Here is a 23,170-nt window from a genome sequence, read left to right on the forward strand (position 1 = left end):
AATTGCGTGAACCCCCGCGGCTTCGATCGGAATTCAGGAAGCCTGCACATGCCGAGAGGGGCATGCAAGCGGACTCGCAATGAATCCTGTGGATAATTGACGTCAGGACGACGGGTCGGCCTTCGGCTTCGGCTTCGGCTTCGAGGCCTTGGCCTTGGTCGCGGCGGGCTTGGCAGCACCGGCGCCGCCGGCAGCCTCGAGCGCTTCGACCCGGGCGCGCAGCTCGTCGGCTTCGGCGCGGGCGTTGGCGGCCATCTCCTTCACCGCCTCGAACTCCTCGCGCTGGACGAGGTCCATGTCGGCAAGCAGCTCGCGCATGCGATCCTTGAAGCGCGATTCCATTTCGCGGCCCATGCCCGCCATGGTGCCGGCGGCGCCGGTCGCGAGGCGGCTGAGATCGTCGAGAAAGCGGTTCTGACTCTGCATGGCGTCTGTCGTCCTTCTGATTCGTCAGATAAAGGTAGGTAGTGCCGGGTTCAGTTGCCAGATGCGGAAGGTGAGCACCGCGGCAAAGGCGATCCAGACAAGGTAGGGCAGCATCAACAGCGCGGCGGTTCGGTCTATCCGGCCGAACCGGACGGTCGTCCAGATGGCGGCGACATTGAGGGCGAGGATGACGCCGAGGCCAAGCTCGACCTGCTGCAGCCCGAAAAAGACCGGAGTCCAGGCGAGATTGAGGCCGAGTTGGAGCGCGAACCAGAACAGCGCGCGGCCCGCGAGCGGGTGACCGCGCCGCGCCCAGATCCGTCCGGCCGCCGCGCCGATGAGGAGATAGAGAACCGGCCAGACGATACCGAACAGATAATCGGGAGGGGTGAGGGCGGGCTTTGTCAGCGCCTCGTACCAGCCGCCTTCGCCCGTCTGTACGGCAAGGCCGATCGCCGAGCCGAGAACGAGTACGATGAGCGCGCCGATCAGCATGGGACGGCGCGAGGATGCGGGCGGCGAGGGGGTAGGAGACCTGGTCATGGTCCCCCCTTAACGCGCGGCGAGCATTGTTTTCACCGCCTTTCGAAACAGCGTCGGGAGGCCGGCCTCCTCCAGCCGGTCCAGCGGGACCCATTCCCCCGGCCCGTTCGCCAAGCTCGTCTTCGCTTTGACGATCTCGAGCCTCAGCCGGAAATGGGTGAAGACGTGATCGATCGTACGGCCCGTCCGGTGCCATTTCGCGGTGAACGGCGCGCCGTCGCCCAGCCGCGGCGGGCTGTCGGTAAAGTCGCTTGCGGGCAGCGCCGCCATGCCGCCGAGCAGCCCCTTTGGCGGGCGGCGGACGATCAGGAGCTTGCCGCGCGATTCGGCCCAATAGGCAAGGCCGTGGCGCACTGGCTTTGCCTGTTTCGGCTGCTTTCGCGGAAGGCGCTCGGGAGCGTTGCCGCGCGCCTCGCAAAAGTCCGCGACCGGGCAGGTCAGGCAGGTCGGTGCCTTCGGGCGGCATATGACCGCGCCGAGGTCCATCAGCGCCTGCGCATAGTCGCCGGGACGCTCCCGCGGCGTCAGCAGATCGGCAGCCGCACGCAGGTCGGGCTTTGCTGCGGGAAGGGGAGTTTCCACCATGAAGAGCCGTGCCATCACGCGCTCGATATTCCCGTCGACGACGGTGGCGGGCCGGCCGAATGCAATCGCCGCGATCGAGGCGGACGTGTAGGGCCCGAGGCCCGGCAGGGCGCGCAGCCCCTCCTCGGTGTCGGGAAAACCCCCCATCTCCGCGACGGTGCGCGCACAGGCGATCAGGTTGCGGGCGCGGGCGTAATAGCCAAGGCCCGCCCAGGCGGCGAGAATGTCCTCGTCGGGCGCAGCCGCCAGATTCTCGACCGTCGGCCAGCGCATGGTGAAGGCTTCGAAATAGGGAATGGCCGCCTTCACGACGGTCTGCTGCAACATCACTTCGGACAGCCAGACGCGGTAGGGGTCGGCCCGCTCCTCGCTGCCCGGCGGCACGCGCCAGGGCAGGACGCGCGCATGGCGGTCGTACCAGGACAGGAGTGCGGACTGGAAAGCGCCGGGAGCGGCGCGCGCATCGGTGGCGCTCATGCGCCTCTTCTGGCAAGCTCGGACGCATGACGAAAGGGAGCGATGAAAAAGAACCGGGCGCGGCTCCGCGCCGCGGCGCGGGCAAGGGCGGTCGCAGCTCCGGGGCAAAGGCGGGGGGCAAGTCCGGTTTCGGCGGCCGAATCGGCCATGTGCGGACCATCGCCGAGCTGGTCCCGCGCGTGGGCCGCCGTACTTTCCGCCGCTTCGGATTCGTCGAGAGCGCGGTCGTGGCGCGGTGGCCCGAAATCGTCGGCGCCGAGCTTGCGCGCATCACCCAGCCCGACCAGATTCGCTTTCCGCAGGGCAAGCGTAGCGGCGGCACGCTATGCGTGACGGTGGGCGCCGCGCGCGCACCTCATGTTCAGCACGCCGAGCCCACCATCCTGGAGAAGGTGAACCGCTTTTTCGGCTACGGGGCGGTCGCGCGGCTGCAACTGCGTCACGGAATGGTGGACCCGGAAACCGTCGGGGAGCACCGGATCGCCACCGCGCCGCGTACACTCGACGAGGACGAGCGCCAGGACCTGAAAGTCATCGAAGATGACGATCTTCGCGCGCAGCTCGAATCGCTGGCTGCGCAGATCTCGGTCACGAAGGGGCCACCCAAGATCAGCTGAGCCGGGCGGACGCGCAGGGAATATTCTTTCTCTGGCGGACGCGCTCGGTGAGCGGAGCACTTTGACAAGATCGAGGGCTCGCGCCTAGGTCGCGCGTAAGGTGAAACCGAAGGTCCGACCGGGCCGCGTTCAAGGAATCCGACATGAACTTCAGCCTGAAATCCACCGCGTCCATGCTGGCCGCCGCCGCGCTCCTGGCGGCGTGCAACAGCGGCGATGAAGCCACTGCCGGTGCCGCCGAAGCCGGTGCGGACAGCAACCTCAAGGCTGCGGAGGGAAGCGAGAACTGGGTCCGGACCATCGCGAAGACCGAGGAGGGCGGCTATCGCATCGGCAATCCCGATGCGCCTGTGAAGCTGGTCGAGTTCGCCTCGCTGGCCTGTCCGCACTGCGCGACCTTTCACGAAGAGGCGATGCCCGAGCTGAAAGGCGAGTATATTGCGAGCGGCGACGTCAGCTATGAACTGCGTACCTTCGTGCTGAACCAGCCCGATTTCGTCGTGACGGCGGTTGCCCGCTGTCAGACCCCCGAGGCGTTCTTTGCCCTCGCAGATGCCTTTTTCGAGAATCAGCGCGGGTGGCTGGGCAATTTCCAGCAGATGGAGCGCGCCGATCTGGAGCGGCTGGGTACGATGGACCCGCAGGACGCCATGGTCGAATTCGGCCGCATGGGCGGCGTTGACGAGTTCGTGCGCGCGCGGGGCATTCCCGGCTCGAAATTCGAAAGCTGCGTTCGAGACGAAGAGACGCTGGCCGAGGTCGAGGCCATTCGCCAGGACGCTGTCGAAACCTATGACCTGACCGGCACGCCGACCTTCGTCGTCAACGGCGAGCGGATCGACGCCTCGACATGGGAACAGGTGAAGGAGCGTCTCGACGCCGCGCTGTAAGGTCCGAACTCCGTACCGCGGCGAGAACAAGCCAAAAGGACAGGACACCCGACCAAGTCGTTGACTCGGCGAGAGGGCCTACCTAAAGGGGCGCTGCCTCGGCAGGGTGCCTTCGTGCCGCCAACCGTCGCTTGCCGTTTCCATATGCGTTCTTCGCCGATCTGCGAGACGCGGGAGTCTCTTGATTTTGACCGAGCCCCGCTCAGACGAGCTTCCCTTCGAAGCCCGCCTCGCTGCCGCTAGAAAACGCGCCGAAGGCCCGGCCACGCCCCGAGAGGTGGCGGGTAGTGCCTTCGCAAAGGGAACGAAGCTCGCGGTGGAACTGGTGGCCGGTGTCCTGGTCGGGGCGGCGATCGGCTTTTGGCTCGACCGCCTGCTGGACACGTCGCCGATCTTTCTGATCGGCATGTTCCTGCTGGGGCTTGCTGCGGGGTTCAACAACCTGATGCGGGCCGTAAGGCAGGAAAACGCGAAGTTCACGCAGGCGGACCTGGAAGCGCTGCCGGTGGTCGAGGACGACGACGAAGACGAGAAATGGTAAGGCGAGCGCGTGGCAAGTCCGCTTGAACAGTTCGAGATCAAACCCGTCTATCCGATCGAGGTGTCGGGTTACGATCTGTCCTTCACCAACGCCTCGGCGTTCATGATCGGGGCACTGGTCCTGATCTGGCTGTTCATGTTCCTGGGCATGCGCAAAGCCGAGCTGGTTCCCGGGCGCTGGCAGTCCGCCGTCGAGTCCATCTACGATTTCGTCCACGGCATGGTGGACCAGAATATCGGGCCGAAGGGGAAGAAGTACGTTCCCTTCATCTTCACCCTGTTCATGTTCATCCTGGTGGCGAACGTCGCCGGCCTGCTGCCCTATTCCTTCACGGTGACGAGCCACCTGGCGGTCACGTTCGCGTTTGCGGCGCTGATTTTCGTGATGTGCATCATCATCGGTATCGCGCGTCACGGCATTCACTGGTTCAGCTACTTCCTGCCGCCCGGCACGCCGCTCTGGCTCGTGCCGCTTATGATCTTCATCGAGATCGTCAGCTTCCTGTCGCGGCCCATCACCCTTTCCGTACGTCTCTTCGCGAACATGACCGCCGGTCATATCCTTCTGAAGGTGTTCGCGGGCTTCGTGATCAGCCTCGGCCTTGCCGGCGGCATCTGGTCGGTCGTCGCCGTCCTGCCGCTGATCATGAACGTTGCGCTATACGCGCTCGAACTTCTAGTGGCCGTGGTCCAGGCCTATGTCTTCGCGCTGCTGGCCACCATCTACCTGAACGACTCTATCAATCTCGAACACTAAGTAGCTGAAAGGAATTTCGAAATGACCGCAGAAGCAGCACAGTATTTCGGCGCCGGCCTGGCCGCGATGGGCATCGGTATCGCCGCCATCGGCGTTGGCCTGATCTTCGCTTTCTTCCTGCAGGGCGCGCTGCGCAATCCGGCCGCTGCCTCCTCGCAGCAGGGCACGCTGATCCTCGGCTTCGCCGTGGCCGAAGCCCTCGGCATCTTCGCGTTCCTCGTCGCGCTCCTCCTGCTCTTCGCCGTATAAGCGACCAAAGGCAGACAGAACGCAGGTGACGATCATGCCGAAGCCGATCATCCCAGGACTTCTCGCATCCCTTCTGGCGGCGCCCGCCTTTGCAGCGCCCGCCGAAGAAGGAAGCGGGGGCATGCCGCAGTTCGATTTCGAGAATGTGGCGGCCAGCCAGGTCTTCTGGCTGATGATAAGCTTCGGCCTGCTTTACCTGCTGATGAGGGCGATGCTGCCGAAGGTTGCCGGCGTGGCGGAAACCCGTGCCAACACCATCGGCGGCGATCTGGATGCGGCGGACAAGGCGCGGCTGGACGCGGACACCAAGCAAGAGGCCTATGAGGCATCGCTTGCAAGCTCCCGCGCCCGGGCACAGGGCCTGATCGCCGATGCCAAGGCCGAGGCGGCCAAAGCGAACGAAGCGCGGATGGCAGAGGCCGACAAGGCCGCGCAGGCCCGCCTCGCGGCGGCCGAAGAGGAGCTGAATGCCGCGCGCGAGAAGGCGCTGGGCAAGCTCGATGCCATCGCCGCCGACGCTACCAAGGATATCGTCGAAAAACTGACCGGCACCCGCCCGGCGGACGACAAGGCGGCGGCCGCCGTCGCCTCAGCGAGGGTTTGAGATGATGCAGGACGTTCGCGACGTCGAAGTTCCCGCGAGTCAGTCCGAGGAAGTGCTTGGACCGCCGAACGAGATCGTCCTCGACGCAGTCGGTGAGGGCACTCCTGAGGCGCAGGGCGCGCAGGTTGTGGCCGCCGAACAGGACGGCGCCAATCACGAATATTTCCTGGGTATGGACAGCACGGCCTGGGTTGCCGTGGCCTGCGTCATCTTCGTCGCGATTCTCGTATGGCAGAAAGTCCCGTCGAAGCTGGTCGGCGCGCTCGACAGTCGCAGCAGTCGCATCCGCTCCGAACTCGAGGAAGCCAAGGCCCTTCGCGCCGAAGCCGAAGCCATGCTTGCCGAACAGCAGCGCAAGGCCGAGCAGAGCGCCAAGGACGCCGAGGCAATCCTGGAAAATGCCCGGACCGAGGCGGCAGCGATGCTTGCCGAGGCGGAAAAGACGGCCGATGCCATGGTCGAACGGCGCAAGGAAGCGGCGGAGACCAAGATCTCGGCAGCCGAACGGACCGCCGAACGCGAGCTGCGCGCGCGTGTGGCCGCTCTGGCGACCACTGCGGCCGAACGGCTGATCGCGGACGAGATGGATGCAGCCGAGCGGCAGGCAATGACCGACAAGGCGATTTCCGACCTGAATGCGCGCCTGAACTAAGCGCCCTCGTCAAGTTTTCGAGAGGTGATGTGAACCCGGGTGTCTGGCGGCATCCGGGTTTTTCTTTGCGCGGTTGAATAGCCTGAAGGGCTCAGGCCTTCGCGCTGGGGCGCTGGCGGAAGGCCTCGTTCCAGCGGTGCAGGTTGGGGCAGTCGTCCGGAATGCCGATATCGACCCAGCGCGCGAAGCCTATCGTGCAGAAGAGCGTAATGTCGGCCACCGTGAGCGTGTCGCCTACGACGAATTGCCGGTCCCGAAGCCGATCATCGACCATCCGGAAGAAACCGGGCAGGAGGATGCGGCCGCGCTCTGCCAGGTCGGGGATCTGCCTGGTATCGGGGGCGCTGCCCGGCGCCGAACGCGTTGCGAAATGCGGCGCGGTGTTGCGAAAGACCGAGGCCACGTTGAAGAATCCGTCGAACTCGATGCGGCGCTGCCATTGCTCAACCTGCGCCTGCTCCAGTGCACCGATGCCGAAAAGCGGCGGCTGGGGATGGAGCGTCTCGAAATAGCGGCAGATGGCGATCGACTCGTCGATAACGGTGCCGTCGTCGAGCTGAAGCGCGGGAAGGGTGCCGCGCGGGTTCACGGCGAGATAGACCTCGGACCGGTTCTCGCCCGACATGATGTCGACGTCCTGGGTAGGAACCTCGATCCCTTTTTCGGCGAGATAGATGCGAACCCGGCGCGGATTCGTGGCCTGTTTCATGTTGTAGAGCTTCATGGGGCGATGTCCTGTCCGAGGTGCCCCCGGCCCTCAACTGTCATTTTCGTTCTCGCCACCATGCGCCGCCCAGCAGCGCGAGGAGGGTGACGAGTGCTGCCCAGGCGGGAATGAGAGGTGCGGTGTCGACGGCGATGAGCGCGCCGGCCTCGCGCCGGACCAGGCCCGCCCAGTCCGTGCCCGCGGCGCGGTCGTCAATGTCGGTGCGGCGAATGTCGGGAATGCCGTCTTCGAGCCAGAAGGTGCCGCCGCCACTGGCCTCAACAGCGGGCGCCAGCGCCTCCTCGTCTGGGGCGATGCGGCGGAATTCCTGAATGTTGCCAACCAGCGCGAAGCGGCGGCGCTGTCCTGCCGCGACTTCGTAAAGGCCGGCTGCCCCGACCTCTACGGTGCGTTCGCCGCTTTCCGGCAGCGAGACGTCCTGCCTGTCGCCGCCGGGGCCGGTTATGCTGGCGCCGGTGAGGGGGACCATGCTGTCGCTGTCGATGCGGAGTTCGCCGGGACCGCCCTCGACATGGAGCTGTTCCTCGTCGAGATCGGGCTCCTGCATCAGCCAGTGGGCGACCCGGCGCAGCAGCTCGCTATGCGGCCCGGCGCCTTCGACACTACGCGACCACCACCAGATGTCGGTGGACGCGATCAGGCCGACACGGCCCTCGCCCTCCCGGTCGAGGAGGAGAAGGGGACGCCCGCCGGGACCGGTCATGAGCATATCGCCGCCGCGCCGGGTCACTTCGGCGAGCGACCCCCATGCGCCCCAGTCGGCGTCCCTTCCCGCCGGAACGAGCGTACGGGTGACGGGATGGCGGCGTCCGTCGGGAGAGAGCTGCGGCCGGAAGTCCTGGCGGTACTCGCCTCCGGCCGGCTGCGCGGGAAGCACCGGTGCGAGATCCGTGAAGCCCAGGCTGTCGCGCCCGTCGAACTCCGGACCGGCAACGACGAGGAGGCCTCCGCCCGCACGCATACGCTGCGCGATATTGTGGAAATAGATGGGCGACATGAGCGGCGTCAGGTCGAAGCGATCGAAAATGATCAGGTCGAAATCGGAGAGGCGTTCCTGGAACAACTCCTCGACGGGGAAGGGAATTAGCGCAAGGTCTTGAGGCGCGGTCGTATCGAAACTGGTGGGCAGCCTGAGGATGGTGAAATGGACGAGGTCGATATTCGGATCGGCCTTGAACAGGTCCCGCCACACACGCCCGCCGGGATAGGGCCGCCCCGAAACCAGCAGGACGGAGAGGCGCTCGGTCACGCCGCGGAGCGAGAGAAGCTGCTCGTTGTTGAGCCGGGTGGCCTCGCCGCTTCGCACCGGAACGCTGAGCGCGACATCGAGCTCGCCGCGCCGGTCCACCGGAACGCTTAGCCGCACCTCCTCATTGGCGCGCACCATGGTCTCCTTGCGGTACCCCGCACTGGTCCGGATGGTGAGCGGCATGCTGCCCTCGACCGAGTCCTCGACGCTGACAACGAGTTCGGCGCTGGTACCCGCCACGGTGAAGGGCGGCACTTCGCGCGCGACGAGACGGCGATCGTCGGGCTGACGCGTGCCGGCAACGAGATGATGCAAGGGCACGCCCGCGGGGAGCAGGCGCGCGGCCGGAGAATCGCGGCTGACGCCATCGGAGAAGACGAGAACGGCCCCAAGCCGGCGCGACTCCGCTGCCGCCACCGCCGCTTCGATCCCCGTGCCGAGGCGCGTACCTTCGCGGTCTTCGGCCCCGATACGGCGCACCTGCCACTCGATGCCGTCACCCCGTGCACGCAGCGTCTCAAGCGCAGCCTCGACCTGGGCTTGCCGCTCGCCGATAGCCATGCTCCCCGACGTGTCGACGAGGAGCAGGCCGATATCGTCGGCCGCCTCGCGCCGCTCATGTTCGATTGCGGGATTGGCAAGGATGGCGAGGATGACGAACCCCGCCAGCCCGCGCAGCAGGGCGTGGCGCGGGGCACGCAGCAGTGTGAAGACCAGAAAGGCGACAAGGAGAGCAGCGGCGACGCCCAGCAGCCAAAGCGGAATCGCAGGCGCAAAGACGAGATCGGAAAGGTCCGGAATAACTGACGGAAAATTCGGCATGATCTCTCTAGTCGGCCCGGCCACGCCCGATGCGATCGAGCAGCGTTTCGGTATGAACCTGGTCCGCCTTGTAGGTGCCGGTCAGGGCGTACATGACCAGATTGACCCCGAAGCGGAGTGCCGCTTCGCGCTCGGAGGGGGCGGCGGTTGCCGTTCCGCCCCAGAGCCGCGCCCAGTCGCCGCCGCCGATTGCGACGCTGCTGACCCGGCCGCTGTCACCCTCCGTATCGGCCTCCACCCACAGCGCGCCGCCCTGGGTGCCGTCGAGCAGATAGTAGCTTTTCAGAAGCACATGGTCGGGCGTCGCCTCCGACAAAGGCGGTAGCCCGAGCGCGCCAAGCAGGGTGCGGGCGTCGGTGCCCGCGCCCAGCGGCCGGCCGAAGTCGAACAGGACGAGCCCGCCGCGCGAGAGATAGTTGCGGATATTCGCCGCCTCCGCCGCACTCATCGCGCCGCGCGCATAGGCCGGCCAATAGACGAGGGGATAGCGGCCGATATCGTCGGCGCTCGCCGAAATGGCCGCCGGCTCTCCGGCCGCGACAGCGGTTCGACGGGCAAGCGTGCGCGACAGGCCTCTCAGCCCCTCGCGAACTTCATCGTCCGCAGCCGTGCCGCCGATGAAGGCGAGTTGCAGATCGGCCTCGCGCTCCGCTGCGGACGTCGACGGCGCGATGAGCGGCTGCGCCTGTAACGGGGCGGCGAAGGACAGCAGCGACGCCAGCACCAGGACCGCTGCCCCGGAGGCTTTCATGCCCATTCCGGGGCGAGAGGAGCTGCGCAGCGACAGGCGGCCGCGCAAGGCGAGAGCGACGAGCATATCCAGCAGGAGGAGCGCCAGCGCTGCCGAGAGCAGCCAGGCGCCGAGCGGCCTAACGGTCTCTACCGCTTCGGCGGGCCGCAGACCGCCGCGCGCGAGGTCTTCGAAGCGGAAGTCGGGCGGCAGCGCGGACGCCGTGTTCAGAGGGCGGACGAGGTCGCCGCTCCGATAGAGGCCGGGCGGGGTGTCCGGTCCGGCACGGGCGCTCGCCCAGTCGTCCGGGCTGATGACCGCAGCGCGGTCCGGTGGTCCGAGCCGTGCGTGGCCGTCCAGCTGGCGCTCGAGGCGCCATGGGGCCGTGGAGGCGATGTCGAAGGCCTGCGGGTCGCTGCCGAGCCGGGCTAAGCGCCCGACGATCTGCGCGAACAGGCCAGAGAGGGGAAGGTCGGACCAGTCCGGCGACGCGGCCGTATGAACGAGGACGAGAAGGCCGTCGCCGCGCCGCTCGGCGGTCACGAGGGGCGTTCCGTCCTCCAGCGTCGCCCACACCATGACGTCACGGCCAGGCGGTTCGGTGAGAAGCTGTCTGCGGATGACTGCGCTTTCGTCCAGCGGCAGCCCTGCCAAAGGACCATCGCTGGCAAAGCCGGCAACGGTCATCGGCTGCTGCCATGTCAGGGTCCCGCCAAAGGCCCGGGCGCCGCGCCGCAGCGCCACGGGACTGAGGGAGGTCCCATTTTCCGCGATACGCTCACCAGCGAAGCTGACGAGCACGAGCCCCTCCTCCACGCGGGCGAGAAGCGGTTCGGCCGCCGCCTGCGCGACGGGTACGTCGTCGAGAATGATAAGCCCGCTCTCGCGCGTGACCGCCTCTTCGAGCGACATGGTCTCGACATCGGCAACGGGTTCGGCGGCGCGGCGGATGTAGAAGGCGCCGGTTTCGAGCGGCGGGCGATTTTCCTCCGACGCAACGAGAGACAGGCGCGGACTCGCCGATGCACCGGTGAGCAGAAAGGTCGAGGCCGCCGAAGGGCCCGCGGAGAGGCGCTCGCCTTCACGAAGGTCGGCGGCGCCGAGGTCGAGTCGGAAGGTCGCGCCGCCCGACTGGACCGGAACGCGCGTCTCCTGGAGGCTGCGCCCGGTATGCGAGCGCAGCGTCAGCAGGGCGGGCGTTTCGGTGTCCTCCGGAGCGGCAAGCCGCCCGGCCACGCCGCCGCTGGTAGGCTCCGCGGCAAGGAAGACCGGCGATCCGGCGGGAAAGGCGAGGATAGCGCCGCCTTCCAGACGGCTGCGCAGGGCAGCCGCGCCCCCGGTCTCGAACCCGTCCGAGATCCACAGGAAATCGTCTGCCGGCGGGACCCGCTCTGCGGCGGCGGCGCGGTCCGGCCCCCAGGGCCGGGGGCGCAGCGCCGAAATGAGCGACAGCGCGGTTTCGGCATCGGTAAAACGGGCAGCGGCCGGGCTGTCAGAACGATCAGCAGGTCCCTGCTCCGTAACGGTATCCAGGCGTGCGGTGGGAATCACGGCGAACCGCGTTCCGGCGGTCTCGTAAGCTTCGATGCGGCGTTCGGCGGCGTCCACCATCTCGGCCCAGCGATCGGCCGACGCCCAGCCATTGTCGATGACGAGCGCGAGGCGATCCGGCGGCGCGCGCTCGAGCTCGGGTCGCCACTCGGGCCCGGCCAGCCCCAAGACGACGAGGCCGAGAATGAGGAGCCGCAGAAGCAGGAGAAGCCAGGGCGGTCGCTTCGCGCGATCGGGCGGAATGTCCGCCTCGGCAAGCAGAATGAGGGTGGGAAGCCGGGCCGAGCGCGGCGGCGGCGGCGTCTGGCGCAGCAGCAGCCAGAGCGCGGGCAGCACCGCCAGCGCTGCGAGCAGGAACGGAGCGGCAAAGCTCAGGCCGCCCATTGCGCCTCCGGATCGCCGATCAGCGCGGCCAGTTCGGCTACGGCTTCGTCAGCGGGCCTATCGGTTGTGTGCGAGACGAGTGCAGCATGCTCGTCGGCGGCCGCTGCGGCGACCATATCGAGATGCCGCCGCCAGGCGGCATGGTAGGCGTCCGCAACCTCTTCGGCCCTGCCGAGTTCGCGAACCGGTTCCGCCTCCGCAGGCTCGAAGCGAACATGGCCGCTAAAGGGAAAGGCCGCCTCCGCCGGATCGACGACATGGAGAAGCAGCACTGCCGCCCCGCCGCGCCGCGCCTCGGACAAGCGGATCGTCCAGTCAGCGTCGAGAAAATCGCCCGCCATGACGAGAAGGCTGTCGGTGCCGGCGGCCGGCGGCGCGCCCTCGCTGCGGTCGAGCAGCATCGGCAGATCCTCGGCGCGGCGCAGGGGAGTTCCTCCGGCGACCACCATCTCGTCGGCGGCGCGGGCAGCGAGGCCGAGCGCGGTCAAAATGACCGCCCCGCGTGAGACCTTCGTCGGCAAGGACGGATCCGACGAGAAGCGCATCGAACCGGTGCCATCGAGGTCGAGGACGAGCCGTGCGGGGTCTTCCTGCTCACGCTCACGCACGAACATGTCGTCACTGCGCGCGGAACGGCGCCAGTCGATGCGCGAGGCAGGTTCGCCCGGTTCGAGATTGCGAAACTGCCAGAATTCCGACCCGGAGCCTGTGCGGCGCCGGCGATGGATGCCCTGTCCGCGGCGGCCGCGCGCGAACATCTGGCCGAGGGGGAGCGGCCCGATCCGCTCTGCGATACGGCCGGCTTCTTCGAGGATCGCCCCGGGCTTCACAGGCTGCGCGCAGCGTCCCCGATCAGGCCCGAGACGGTCAGGCCCTCGCGGCGCCCGGCATAGCTGAGGGCCATACGGTGACGCAGCGCGGGAGGCAGGCAGGCGGCGAGGTCCTCTACGATAGGGCTGCTGCGGCCGTGGAGAAACGCGCGGGCTCTCGAGGTCATGATGAGCGCCTGCCCGGCGCGCGGACCCGGGCCCCAGGCAAGGCGGGTATCGGTCTCGTCGGGGCGGAGGCTGCGCACCGCCGATAGCGCCGCGTCGAGAAGATCGTCGCCGACCGGCATGTGCCGCAGAAGCGCCTGCGCCTCCAGAAGGTCGTCCGGGTCCCCGACGCGCTGGGGTACGGAATCTTCCGCGCCCGTCGTCATGAGCAGCATGCGCCGCTCGTCTTCGGCGGAGGGAAAGCCGACGTCGATCTGGAAGAGGAAACGGTCGAGCTGCGCTTCCGGCAGCGGATACGTCCCCTCCTGCTCGATGGGATTTTGCGTTGCGAGGACGTGGAAGGGGCGGGGCAGGGCGCGTACGGTACCCGCGCTGGTTACCTGCCGCTCCTGCATCGCCTCGAGAAGAGCGGACTGGGTACGCGGACTGGCCCGATTGATTTCGTCTGCCATCAGGAGCTGGGTGAAGACCGGCCCTTCGACAAAACGGAACGTCCGGCTGCCGTCGGCGGCGCTCTCGAGCACCTCGGCGCCGAGGATGTCCGCAGGGACAAGGTCGGGCGTGAACTGGATGCGCGCATTGCCCAGACCCAGCACAGTGCCGACCGCGCCGACGAGGCGGGTCTTCGCAAGGCCGGGGAGGCCGACAAGCAGGGCATGACCGCCCGCCAGGAGCGTGACGAGAACCTGCTCGACAACTTCTTCCTGACCGATCACGCTGCGCGAGATTTCGCGGCGGGCGCGGTCGAATCGCTCCGCAAGCGTATCGAGACGCGCAATGGCTGCCTGGGGGTCCGGGAGACTCTCGGGTCGGTTCATGATTGCCTGTCGATTACTCTCATATGATTGCCGCCCCCGCCAGCCCACGCTTATAGGATAGAGCGCCATGTCCGCCAGTTCCCGATTTCTCAACGCCCTGGCCGCCGAACTTCCGCGCGGCCGCCCCCCCATCGAGCAGTGGGATCCCCCGCTGCGCGGCCATAGCGACATGCGCATCGCCGCCGACGGCAGCTGGTATCATGAAGGCAATCCGATCCGCCGGGAACGGCTGGTCCGGCTGTTTTCGCATGTTCTGCGGCGCGAGGGGGAGAGCTATGTCCTTGTGACGCCGGTAGAAAAACTGACCATCGACGTCGAAGATACGCCGCTGATCGCGGCCGAACTGTCGGTGGACGGGCGGGGCGACGAACAGGAACTTCGCTTTCGCCTGAACAATGGCGACGAATATGTTGTTTCGCCGGAATTTCCCGTCCGCGTGCGCTCTGACAACACGCCAGTCCTGACGCTCGACCGCGGGCTCAGCGCCAAACTGTCGCGCCCCGCCTGGTACTCGCTGGCAGAGCTGGTGACGGAGAATAGCAGCGGCCTGGCCGGTGTGTTCGCGTCCGGTCGGTTCTATTCCCTGGAGCCGGGGGCAGAGTGAAGGTCGCGGTATGAAGGTCGACGATATTCGGCGGCGACTGAGCGGCTACAGCCCCGGAACCTCGGGCGCCGCGCTGACGGTCGACGATTACGACGATGCGGGCGCCCTGACCCTGAAGCCCGCGGCCGTCCTGGTGGGCATCGTCGACCAGCCCGAACCGCATTTGCTGATGACGGTGCGCAATGCCCGCATGACGCGTCATGCCGGACAGGTCGCCTTTCCCGGTGGACGCTCAGATCCAGGTGAGGGGCCGGTCGAAACGGCGCTTCGCGAGGCCGAAGAAGAGGTAGCGTTGCCACAAAGCGAAGTGGACGTGATCGCGCCGCTGGAATCCTATCGCACGGGCACCGGCTACCTGATCACGCCCGTAGTCGGCGTTATCCCACCAGGCCTCAGCTACCGCGCGCATGAGCCGGAAGTTTCGGAGATTTTTCAGATTCCGCTTGGCCATGCCCTCGATGCCGCGAACCATATCGAACAGGAAGCCGAGTGGCAGGGCCGGATGCGCCGCTACTTCACCATCGACTGGCAGCCGCAACATGTCTGGGGCGCGACGGCGGGCATCATCGTCAACCTGTCGCGGACGCTTGCGGGCCTGTCGTGAAGCTGCCGCCGCAGCCCTGGACGACCGGCGAGGACGGGCGGAGCCTGCTATCGGCGCTGGATGCGGCGAGCGGACGTACGCGGCTGGTGGGAGGGGCCGTGCGCGACGCGCTGACAGGCCGCGCGACCAGCGACATCGACCTAGCCACGGAATTCGCGCCCGATGACGTCATGGCGCGGCTGCAGAAGGCGGGCCTGAAGGCCATCCCGACCGGTCTCGCCCATGGAACGGTGACCGCGGTCGCCGACGACCTGGTGGCCGAGGTGACCACGCTGCGGCGCGACGTAACCAGCTATGGCCGCCATGCCGATGTCGCCTTTACCGATGACTGGCGAGAGGATGCGCGTCGCCGCGACTTCACCTTCAATGCCATGAACGCGTTCCTCCCGGAGGGGGCGGTGACCGATTATTTCGGCGGACTCGACGACCTCAAAGCGGGGAGGGTACGCTTCATCGGCGATGCCTATGAGCGGATCGCGGAAGACCATCTGAGGATCCTGCGCTTCTTCCGCTTCCACGCGCGGTTCGGTGAGGGCCAGCCCGACACCGACGGCCTGGACGCCTGCACCGCCCGGGCAAACGACCTGATGGCGCTGTCACGCGAGCGGGTGGCGCAGGAATTGCTGAAGCTTCTTGCCGCCGCGAAGCCGTCGCCCACCATGGGCCTGATGGTGGCGCACGGGGTGTGGCGTCCCGTGCTGCCGGAATTCACCCCGGCAGGGACCGATCGGCTGGAACGTCTTGTAAAGCGTGAGGACGAGGCGGGGCTGGACGGGGACCCTCTACGCCGGCTTGCCGCTGCCTTGCCGCCGGACCCCGAGACGGGCCTGCTGGTGGCAAAGCGCCTCAAGCTGTCGAAGGCTCAGCAGCTGCGCACCGCGAAGGCGCTCGCGCGGTCGCCAAGCCACAGCTTTGCTGCAGATGCCTATTATGACGGGCTGGAAACAGCGCTCGACCGTGCGCTGCTGGGGGATATGGAGCCGGAAGAGATCGCCGCCCGGACCAGCTTCGTACCGCCTGTGCTGCCGATCAAAGGCCGCGACCTGATCGCGCGCGGACTCGCTCCCGGGCCGGAGGTGAGTGAGAGGCTGAAACGGTTCGAGACCATGTGGGTCGAGGCGGGATTTCCGGACGATACCGGCCAGGTCGACGCACTGATCGCGAGAGCGCTCTCGTAGGAGCAGCGTGCTAGGCGAGTTCGCCGAGCTTTGCGATGAAGTCTTCCTCGAACAGCGGCCGGGCGAAGTAGAAACCCTGACCGGCATGACAGCCCGCCGCCTTGAGCGAGCGCATCTGCAATTCGGTCTCCACGCCCTCCGCAATCGTGCGCATGTCGAGCGAGCGGGCGAGGGAGAGGATCGCGTCGATGATGTTCTGACTATCCTCGCTGTCTAGCATGCCGCGCACGAAGCTCTGGTCGATCTTGAGGACGTCGATGGGAAAGGACTGAAGGTAGCTGAGCGAGGAATAGCCGGTGCCGAAATCGTCCATGGCGATGGTGCAGCCCAATTCCTTCAGCTGGTGAAAGACCTGACGCACGCGCTCGGGCTCGGACACGATGGCGCTCTCGGTGAGTTCGATCTTGAGTGCGTCGCCCGGGAGGTCGGCGAGAGCGAGGGCCTCCACGACCGTCGCCACAAGGTCGTCGCGGCGGAACTGGACGCTGGACACGTTGACGGCGACCTGCAGGTCGTGCGCCGCGGGAATGGCCCGCCGCCAATAGGCGAGGCGTTCGCAGGCGTGGCGTAGTGCGGCGCGGCCCAGCGGGACGATCAGGCCGGTCTCCTCCGCCATCGGGATGAAATCCGCGGGCAGGACGACACCCTGCTCCTCGCAAAACCAGCGCGACAGGGCTTCGGCGCCCTCGATGCGCCCGGTCTCGAGATTCACCAGCGGCTGGAACGCCAGCATCAGTTCGTCGCGTTCGATCGCGCGGCGCAGCTCCGCCTCGAGATGAAACAGGCCGATTTCGCGGCTGTGGTCGCGCGGCAGGTAGGTTTCCACCGTGCCGCCCTCCTGCTTCGCGGTTCGCAGCGCATAGTCCGCCTGATGCAAGAGATCCTCGGCATCCGCGACCCGGTCGTTCATGACGGCGAGGCCGATGGTGGCGGTGACATAGACCTCGCCGCCAGACAGGGCGAAGGGCTCGCGCAGGCGCTCGTGAATCCGGTCGATGACGTCGGCGCCGTCACTTTCGGGGCCGAGCCGGCCGATCAGGATGGCGAATTCGTCAGCAGCCAGGCGCGCCACGCAGTCGTTCGACCGGATGCATCCGCTGAGCCGCCGGGCCAGCGCGATGAGGAACTCGTCCCCCACCGTCGCCCCGAGGCTTTCGTTGATGCGGTTGAAGCGGTCGATATTGACAATGATGATCGCCGGCCGCGTCTCGCCCGCCGCCATGAGCTCGTCGAGCCGCTCGGTCAGCGCCAGCCGGTTGGGAAGGCCGGTAAGCGAGTCCATGAGCATCGTCGCCCGCAGATGCGTTTCGGCGTAGAGTTCCGGGGCGCGGTCCCGCACGCAGACGAGCGCCTTGCGCCCTTCCACATCGGTGAAGGGACGGACTTCTGCGGAGAAATGCCGGTCTCCAGCCGCAGACGCGCTGGAAAAATTGATGCGGCCGCCGGGCATCTTCTTGCCCGCCAGCATGCCGGCGAGCTGTTCGCCGATGATCGGCGCGGATTCGAACAGCGGGAAGCCCTCGAAGGGCAAGCCGACCAGCGTTTCGGAAGGACGCGATATCCAGTGGCGGAGCTGTTCGTTGACCGTCCGGCAGCAGGGCTTGCCGGTGTTCGACAGCGCAAATACCGCAACACCTACCGGAAGCGCGTCGAGCAGAGAGGATGCATCCGCTGAGCCGGCCGGATCGCTGCGCCCCTCGGTCAAGGATAGTTTCGACAGGGCTTCGATGGCCGCCATATCGGTCCCATGCCGCAATGACATTAAGATGAGGTTACTCGTCTTCCGCCGAAATGCGCGGAAAATAAGGGGCCTGGCGGGGAAAGCCCGTCGGCGGCGAGCGTCCGGTTCCGCCGCGCGAGCCCAGCCAGACGGTCAGGTCGGTTTCCGTACGGGTACGGCCACTGCCGCCGCCCATGGGCCAGCTGAGGCCTTCTTCGAGCTTCAGGGTCGTAATCGCGGCAAGCTCGGACTCGCGGAAGCGCTGGATCATCACCCCCTTTCCCCGGGCAAGGACGGGCATCTGGTCGAGCGGGAAGACCAGAAGCCGCCGGTTGGTACCATAGCTGGCAACATGGTCGTGCTGAGGGTCGACCGGCACGACGTCGAGCAGCTTCGCGCCTGGCCGGAACCCCATGACCTGGCGGCCCTTGCGGGTCTCCGCGATAAGCTCCGAAGTCTCGGCGAGGAAGCCGCGTCCGTCGGTGGCGGCGAGGAGAACCTGTTCGGCTGCCGAGGCTACGAACATGGTGCGGATGCCGGCCTCCGCATCGATATCGATCATGGCGCGCACCGGCTCGCCGAAGCCGCGGCCGCCCGGCAGCTTGTCGGCGCCGAGAGTGAAAAAGCGGCCATCGTCGGCGGCCACGAGCAGCTTGTCGGTCGTCTGCGCATGGAAGGCTTGGGCGAAGGCATCGCCTTCCTTGAACTTCTGGCTTTCGAGCGAGGCCAGCTCCGCATGTCCCTTCAGCGCGCGCACCCAGCCGCGCTTCGACAGGATTACCGTGATCGGCTCACGCTCGATCATCGCTTCCAGCGGGATGTCGCGCGTTGGCGCGGCCGCTTCGATCTGCGTCCGGCGCGGGTCGCCGAAGTTCTTCTTCAGCTCGGTTAGATCGGCCTTCATGCGCTCGCGCTGCAGGTCCTCGCTCTCAAGCAGCCTCGAGAGCTCTTCGCGCTCTGAGCGAAGCTCGCTATCCTCTTGGCGAATCTCCATTTCCTCGAGGCGCCGGAGCGAGCGCAGGCGCATGTTGAGGATGGCTTCGGCCTGCCGGTCGTTCAGCGAAAACTCCGCCATCATGACCTGTTTGGGCTCATCCTCGGTGCGGATGATCTCAATGATCCGGTCGAGATTGAGATAGGCGACCAGATAGCCTTCGAGCAGTTCGAGCCGGGCATCGATCTTGCCGAGCCGGTGCCGGGTGCGCGCCCGCAGCATGTCGAACTGAAACTCGAGCCATGCCGTCAGCAAGTCCCGCAGGCCCATGACCCGGGGCGTCCGGTCCTTGTCGAGCACGTTCAGGTTAAGACTGAACCGGCTTTCCAAGTCCGTTAGTTTATAAAGACTTTCCTTCAGGATATCCGGGTCGACGTTGCGGCTCTTCGGCACGAGGACGATGCGCGTTTCCTCAGCGCTTTCGTCGCGCACATCGTCGAGGATCGGCAGTTTCCGGTCGGTGACCAGCGTCGCGATCTGCTCGATCAGCTTGCTGCGCTGGACCTGGTAGGGAATGTCGGTAATGACGAGCTGCCACTGTCCCCCGCCCAGGCTCTCGATACCGGCCTCGCGCCGCGCCTCATCCGCTTCGTCGGCGGCATAGAAGCGCGCACGCACGCGCAGCGAACCGCGTCCCGTTTCATAAGCGCGCAGGATGGTGGCCTCATCCTCGGCGAGGACGCCGCCGGTCGGAAAGTCCGGCCCCCTTACCTTGCGGATCAGGGTTTCGGTCGGGGCGTCGGGAAAGCGGATCAGATGCTTGGCGGCGTCGACGATTTCGCCGATATTGTGCGGCGGAATGCTGGTGGCCATGCCCACGGCAATGCCGGCCGCACCGTTCGCGAGGAGGTTCGGGAACAGCCCGGGGAAGACCTCCGGCTCCTCGTCCTCGCCATTATAGGTCTCGCGGAAGTCGACCGTTCCCTGATCGAGGCCCGCCATCAGGGCATTGGCGGCTGCTGTCAGCCGCGCCTCCGTATAGCGCATGGCCGCGGCACCATCGCCGTCGACATTGCCGAAATTGCCCTGTCCGTCGACGAGCGGATAGCGCAGCGCGAAGTTCTGCGCGAGGCGCACCATGGCGTCATAGACCGCCTGATCGCCATGCGGGTGGTATTTGCCGATGACGTCGCCAACGACGCGGGCGCACTTCTTGAAACCGGAACCAGGGTCGAGACGCAGCAGCCGCATCGCCCATAGCAGCCGGCGGTGAACCGGCTTCAGCCCGTCGCGAACATCGGGCAGCGACCGGGCCGTGATGGTGGACAGGGCATAGACGAGATAGCGATCGCTGAGTTCGTCCGCGAAGGGCCGGTCGATGATCGAGGAATCTTCGAGCATGGCCCGTTAGAGCAGGCGGGCGAGCCTCGCGTCAATCAGGTCTCGCGCCTTTTCGAGATGAGCGCCCCGTTGGCCGGCCAATATGTCCTTCACCAGAAAGTGTCGCGTCAGCCGCAGCGCGGCCAGAAGGTCGTCCCTGCCGGCAGGTGCCGCACGGTCGAGCAGAAAGGCGGGCAGGGGGAGGAGGCGGGCTTCATAGCCGGCGGCCCCCTCTTGTGTGACGGCCCTGCCGGTGCGCGGCGACACATAGGCAAGCTGTGTGCCGGTAACCGCTCCGGTCACGGCGCATTCCGAAAGGTCGAGTGCGAATCCCAGTTCCGCCAGCAAGGAGGCCTCGAACTCCGCGAGCGCACGCGCGGCGACCGGCCCATCCGGCCCGAGCGCGAGGAGATCCAGCAGCGCGTCGGCGCGCCCGAACAGGTCGGCATGCGGATCACCTTCCGCCAATGCGCCCGCCAAAATGCCGGTAAGCCACGGGATGACGGCAAGGGGCAGGGCGCCGGTCATCAGCCCGTCGCGGGCCCTTTGCGATTCGAGCCTGGCGATGGGCAGGCGCCCTTCGCTGCGCCCCTCGATCTCCGCCGAAAGCAGTCCCCCCGGCTGAAGCACCGCGCGCCGGCTGCGCGACCTGGCACCGTGGACATAGGCGGCGCGCACGCCGTGCTGACGCAGGAACAGGCGCACGACAGCGCCATTTTCTCCGCTGGGGCGAACCGATAGCAGCAGCGCGTCGTCCTGGATGCGCATGGGCGCCGCGCCTGCCGTTCAGGAGCGTTCGAGGCCGAACGCCTCCAGCATGTCGGCCCGCTCGGACCAGTCCGCCTTCACCTTGACGTTGAGGAACAGGTGGACGCGCTTCCCGAGCATGTCCTCCAGATCGGTGCGCGACGCCGTGCCGATCTCTTTGATACGGCTGCCGCCCTTGCCGAGGACGATGGCCTTCTGACCTTCGCGCTCGACATAGATGGTCTGGTGAATGCTGATCTCGCTGTCGGTCTCGGTCCAGGTCTCGGTCTCGACCGCGCTGGCGTAGGGGACTTCCTGGCGCAGTTGCAGGAACAGCTTTTCGCGAGTGACCTCGGCAGCGAGCAAGCGGCTGGAAATATCTGCGACCTGATCCTCGGGATAGTGCCAGGGGCCACGCGGCATAGCGGCGACCAGCGTCTCCTTCAGATCGTCGAGACCATCGTCGTTCTTCGCCGAAATCATAAATGTTTCAATAAACTGACCACGGCGGTTGAGGCGCTGTGTCAGAAGTAAGAGCGTGTCCTTCTTGGCGATGTCTACCTTGGTGAGAACCAGCATTTTGGGCGCACCGATTTCTTCTAGCCAGCGCAGCATGTCTTCCAGCTCGTCGGTCAGGCCGCGGCTCGAATCGACCAGCAGAAGGACGAGGTCGGCGCCTGCCGCTCCCTCGCGCGCGGCGTTCACCATGGCGCGCTCCAGCGTCTTTTTCGGCGTGAACATGCCGGGCGTATCCACGAGCACGAGCTGGGTCTCGTCCTCGACGACGATCCCCATCAGCCGGGCGCGCGTCGTCTGAACCTTCGGACTGACGATCGCCACTTTCTGCCCGACCAGTGCATTTACCAGGGTCGACTTGCCGGCGTTCGGCGGGCCGACGATCGCGACGAAGCCGCATTTCTGTTCGCTCGCTCGTTCGTTCATCTACTTGTCTCGTACCGATAGGTTTTCACGCGTCAGGAACGCCGTGGCGGCCGCCTTTTCCGCGTCCTGCTTGGATGTTCCCTCGCCGCACGCCTCGCCATAGCCCCGAACGGTCACGGCGATCCTGAAGCGCGGAGCATGCTCGGGTCCCGAGCGCTCGGCAACCCGGTAGCTGGGAATCGGCAGGCCGCGGCGCTGTGCCCACTCCTGCAGCGCGTTCTTCGGGTTGATCGGCGGCGCATCCTGCCGCGCGCTGCCGAGACGATCCTTCCATGCCGCCAGGACGAAATTGCGCGCAGTCTCGAAATCGGCGTCGAGGAAGATGGCGCCGATCAGCGCTTCGCAGATGTCACCAAGGACATTCTGCGAATGATGCACGCGAGCCGCGCGCGCCGAATTTTCCATGCGGATATGTGCGGGCGCGCCCAGTTCGGAGGCAACCTCCGCGCAGGACTTCTTGTCCACCAGCGCCGAAAAGCGCCGATTCATCGAGCCTTCGGATTCCTCACGCGAACGGATGAGATGTTCGGCGATGGAGAGGCCGAGCACGCGGTCGCCAAGAAACTCCAGCCGCTCGTAACTCTCGCCGTCCTTCGTCTTCGCACTGGGATGCGTAAGCGCGGCAATGAGAAGGGCAGGGCGCTGAAAGTCGTGTCCGAGCCGTTCGCGCGCCCATCGCAGCTCTTCGCAATCGGTTTCCGGGCGCGTCGCGCTCATTCAAGTTTCCCCAGGCGGTCGAACCGGTTTTCCCCGGCCGGCGCGGGCAGAATGACCACGCTGGCCCGGCCTACGAGATGATCGACGGGGACGAAACCGAAACCTCCTCGCGAAGGAGGCACGCGGCTGTCCTCGCTGGCATCGCGGTTGTCGCCGAGCACGAAGAGGTGGCCCGGCGGAACGGTGAGGGCAGGGAACTCGTCCAGAGGATGCCCATCCTGCCGCTGCAAGACGCGGTAGCTGCGACCGGGAGCGATTTCCTCGCGCTCGAAGTCGCCGTCATGCTCACGCGGAAGCAGGCGTCCATTCAGCTCGATGCGGCCGTCATAGCGGCCGGAGATGCGGTCGCCCGGCAGGCCCGCCACGCGCTTGATGAAGAAGCGGTCGGAACCTTCGGGATCGGCGAAGACCACGATTTCTCCGCGTTCCGGCAGACTGCGCCCTAGAGAGATGCCGGAACCGAGGCCGAGAAAGGGCAGGGAGGCGGGACCGTAGCCATAGGCGAATTTCTCGACCAACAGATGATCGCCCGGTCGTACGGTGGGCCTCATGGAGGCCGACGGCACGGCATAGGGTTCCACGAGAAAGGCCCGCACCGCATAGGCCAGAAGTGCCGCGAGAAGGAGGATCCGGAGCGGGCGCCAAAGCGCCGACCGGGTCGTCCGGATCGGCGCGGCTTGGTCCGCAGTCTCGGCACGTCTCATGGTGAACGGCTTTTCCTTCCCTCC

Annotated in this window: 24 protein-coding genes; 10 read left to right on the forward strand and 14 right to left on the reverse strand. The window is 66.6% G+C overall.

Translation table 11 applies throughout. The features are described 5' to 3' along the window. Positions 1 to 102: 102 nt before the first annotated feature. Genes KCN53_RS07460 through KCN53_RS07470 form a run of 3 tightly spaced genes read right to left on the reverse strand, consistent with a single transcriptional unit; the run spans position 103 to position 2,031 of the window. Complete coding sequence (locus tag KCN53_RS07460; protein ID WP_088712938.1) at positions 103 to 426, reverse strand: accessory factor UbiK family protein; 324 nt, start codon at positions 424 to 426, stop codon at positions 103 to 105. A gap of 24 nt (positions 427 to 450) precedes the next feature. Then, complete coding sequence (locus tag KCN53_RS07465; protein WP_088712937.1) at positions 451 to 969, reverse strand: TspO/MBR family protein; 519 nt, start codon at positions 967 to 969, stop codon at positions 451 to 453. A 9-nt stretch (positions 970 to 978) separates the two neighbouring features. Then, a complete protein-coding gene (locus tag KCN53_RS07470) occupies positions 979 to 2,031 on the reverse strand; it encodes an A/G-specific adenine glycosylase (RefSeq protein ID WP_088712936.1) in 1,053 nt (350 codons plus the stop codon). 26 nt (positions 2,032 to 2,057) lie between these two features. On the opposite strand from KCN53_RS07470, the gene KCN53_RS07475 reads away from it, so the two are divergent. From KCN53_RS07475 to KCN53_RS07505, 7 genes are all read left to right on the forward strand, one after another. Next, the gene (locus KCN53_RS07475; RefSeq protein ID WP_088712935.1) at positions 2,058 to 2,648 is read left to right on the forward strand and encodes a DUF721 domain-containing protein; all 591 of its coding nucleotides are present in this window, start codon (positions 2,058 to 2,060) and stop codon (positions 2,646 to 2,648) included. A 143-nt stretch (positions 2,649 to 2,791) separates the two neighbouring features. Continuing rightward, positions 2,792 to 3,538, forward strand: a complete 747-nt coding sequence (locus KCN53_RS07480; RefSeq protein WP_088712934.1) for a thioredoxin domain-containing protein — start codon at positions 2,792 to 2,794, stop codon at positions 3,536 to 3,538. A gap of 187 nt (positions 3,539 to 3,725) precedes the next feature. After that, on the forward strand, positions 3,726 to 4,079 hold the full coding sequence (locus KCN53_RS07485; RefSeq protein ID WP_207790616.1) for an AtpZ/AtpI family protein: 354 nt from the start codon (positions 3,726 to 3,728) through the stop codon (positions 4,077 to 4,079). A gap of 9 nt (positions 4,080 to 4,088) precedes the next feature. Then, the gene (locus KCN53_RS07490) at positions 4,089 to 4,835 is read left to right on the forward strand and encodes a F0F1 ATP synthase subunit A (RefSeq protein WP_088712933.1); all 747 of its coding nucleotides are present in this window, start codon (positions 4,089 to 4,091) and stop codon (positions 4,833 to 4,835) included. A 21-nt stretch (positions 4,836 to 4,856) separates the two neighbouring features. After that, positions 4,857 to 5,084 (forward strand): F0F1 ATP synthase subunit C, encoded by a 228-nt coding sequence (locus KCN53_RS07495; protein WP_088712932.1) that lies wholly within the window; start codon positions 4,857 to 4,859, stop codon positions 5,082 to 5,084. A 34-nt stretch (positions 5,085 to 5,118) separates the two neighbouring features. Then, positions 5,119 to 5,688, forward strand: coding sequence for a F0F1 ATP synthase subunit B family protein (locus KCN53_RS07500; protein ID WP_143712243.1), 570 nt, complete (start codon positions 5,119 to 5,121; stop codon positions 5,686 to 5,688). A 1-nt stretch (position 5,689) separates the two neighbouring features. Next, positions 5,690 to 6,340 (forward strand): F0F1 ATP synthase subunit B family protein, encoded by a 651-nt coding sequence (locus KCN53_RS07505; RefSeq protein ID WP_088712930.1) that lies wholly within the window; start codon positions 5,690 to 5,692, stop codon positions 6,338 to 6,340. Between the two features lie 91 nt (positions 6,341 to 6,431). On the opposite strand, the gene KCN53_RS07510 is transcribed toward KCN53_RS07505, so the two are convergent. The 5 genes from KCN53_RS07510 to KCN53_RS07530 are packed head-to-tail and all read right to left on the reverse strand — an operon-like array spanning position 6,432 to position 13,616. Continuing rightward, entirely contained in the window at positions 6,432 to 7,064 is a 633-nt protein-coding gene (locus KCN53_RS07510) for a glutathione S-transferase family protein (protein WP_088712929.1), read from the reverse strand. Between the two features lie 40 nt (positions 7,065 to 7,104). Beyond that, complete coding sequence (locus KCN53_RS07515) at positions 7,105 to 9,138, reverse strand: hypothetical protein (protein ID WP_088712928.1); 2,034 nt, start codon at positions 9,136 to 9,138, stop codon at positions 7,105 to 7,107. A gap of 7 nt (positions 9,139 to 9,145) precedes the next feature. Further along, positions 9,146 to 11,803, reverse strand: coding sequence for a DUF4159 domain-containing protein (locus tag KCN53_RS07520; RefSeq protein ID WP_088712927.1), 2,658 nt, complete (start codon positions 11,801 to 11,803; stop codon positions 9,146 to 9,148). Further along, positions 11,791 to 12,633 (reverse strand): DUF58 domain-containing protein, encoded by an 843-nt coding sequence (locus KCN53_RS07525; RefSeq protein ID WP_088712926.1) that lies wholly within the window; start codon positions 12,631 to 12,633, stop codon positions 11,791 to 11,793. Before KCN53_RS07525 ends, KCN53_RS07520 begins: the two co-directional genes overlap by 13 nt. After that, the gene (locus KCN53_RS07530; protein ID WP_088712925.1) at positions 12,630 to 13,616 is read right to left on the reverse strand and encodes an AAA family ATPase; all 987 of its coding nucleotides are present in this window, start codon (positions 13,614 to 13,616) and stop codon (positions 12,630 to 12,632) included. The genes KCN53_RS07525 and KCN53_RS07530 overlap by 4 nt, the downstream gene beginning before the upstream one ends. Before the next feature lie 67 nt (positions 13,617 to 13,683). On the opposite strand from KCN53_RS07530, the gene KCN53_RS07535 reads away from it, so the two are divergent. Genes KCN53_RS07535 through KCN53_RS07545 form a run of 3 tightly spaced genes read left to right on the forward strand, consistent with a single transcriptional unit; the run spans position 13,684 to position 16,002 of the window. Continuing rightward, positions 13,684 to 14,220, forward strand: coding sequence for a DUF1285 domain-containing protein (locus KCN53_RS07535; RefSeq protein WP_088712924.1), 537 nt, complete (start codon positions 13,684 to 13,686; stop codon positions 14,218 to 14,220). Between the two features lie 10 nt (positions 14,221 to 14,230). Then, positions 14,231 to 14,824 carry a CoA pyrophosphatase gene (locus KCN53_RS07540; RefSeq protein WP_088712923.1) on the forward strand — a complete coding sequence of 198 codons (594 nt, stop codon included), beginning with the start codon at positions 14,231 to 14,233 and terminating at the stop codon, positions 14,822 to 14,824. Further along, on the forward strand, positions 14,821 to 16,002 hold the full coding sequence (locus KCN53_RS07545; RefSeq protein ID WP_088712922.1) for a CCA tRNA nucleotidyltransferase: 1,182 nt from the start codon (positions 14,821 to 14,823) through the stop codon (positions 16,000 to 16,002). Before KCN53_RS07540 ends, KCN53_RS07545 begins: the two co-directional genes overlap by 4 nt. 10 nt (positions 16,003 to 16,012) lie before the next feature. On the opposite strand, the gene KCN53_RS07550 is transcribed toward KCN53_RS07545, so the two are convergent. Genes KCN53_RS07550 through lepB form a run of 6 tightly spaced genes read right to left on the reverse strand, consistent with a single transcriptional unit; the run spans position 16,013 to position 23,146 of the window. Beyond that, entirely contained in the window at positions 16,013 to 17,740 is a 1,728-nt protein-coding gene (locus KCN53_RS07550) for a putative bifunctional diguanylate cyclase/phosphodiesterase (RefSeq protein WP_172406255.1), read from the reverse strand. A gap of 34 nt (positions 17,741 to 17,774) precedes the next feature. After that, on the reverse strand, positions 17,775 to 20,057 hold the full coding sequence (gene parC, locus KCN53_RS07555; RefSeq protein WP_088712920.1) for a DNA topoisomerase IV subunit A: 2,283 nt from the start codon (positions 20,055 to 20,057) through the stop codon (positions 17,775 to 17,777). A gap of 6 nt (positions 20,058 to 20,063) precedes the next feature. Continuing rightward, on the reverse strand, positions 20,064 to 20,804 hold the full coding sequence (gene recO / locus KCN53_RS07560; protein ID WP_088712919.1) for a DNA repair protein RecO: 741 nt from the start codon (positions 20,802 to 20,804) through the stop codon (positions 20,064 to 20,066). Positions 20,805 to 20,822: 18 nt separating this feature from the next. After that, on the reverse strand, positions 20,823 to 21,725 hold the full coding sequence (gene era / locus KCN53_RS07565) for a GTPase Era (RefSeq protein WP_088712918.1): 903 nt from the start codon (positions 21,723 to 21,725) through the stop codon (positions 20,823 to 20,825). Continuing rightward, positions 21,726 to 22,442, reverse strand: coding sequence for a ribonuclease III (gene rnc / locus KCN53_RS07570; protein ID WP_088712917.1), 717 nt, complete (start codon positions 22,440 to 22,442; stop codon positions 21,726 to 21,728). Further along, positions 22,439 to 23,146: a signal peptidase I gene (lepB, locus tag KCN53_RS07575; protein ID WP_172406254.1), complete on the reverse strand. Its 708-nt coding sequence runs from the start codon at positions 23,144 to 23,146 to the stop codon at positions 22,439 to 22,441. The genes rnc and lepB overlap by 4 nt, the downstream gene beginning before the upstream one ends. Positions 23,147 to 23,170: the final 24 nt, after the last annotated feature.

The sequence above is a fragment of the Pacificimonas aurantium genome (genome assembly GCF_020092905.1).
In the GTDB taxonomy this organism is placed as follows: Bacteria; Pseudomonadota; Alphaproteobacteria; order Sphingomonadales; family Sphingomonadaceae; genus Pacificimonas; species Pacificimonas aurantium.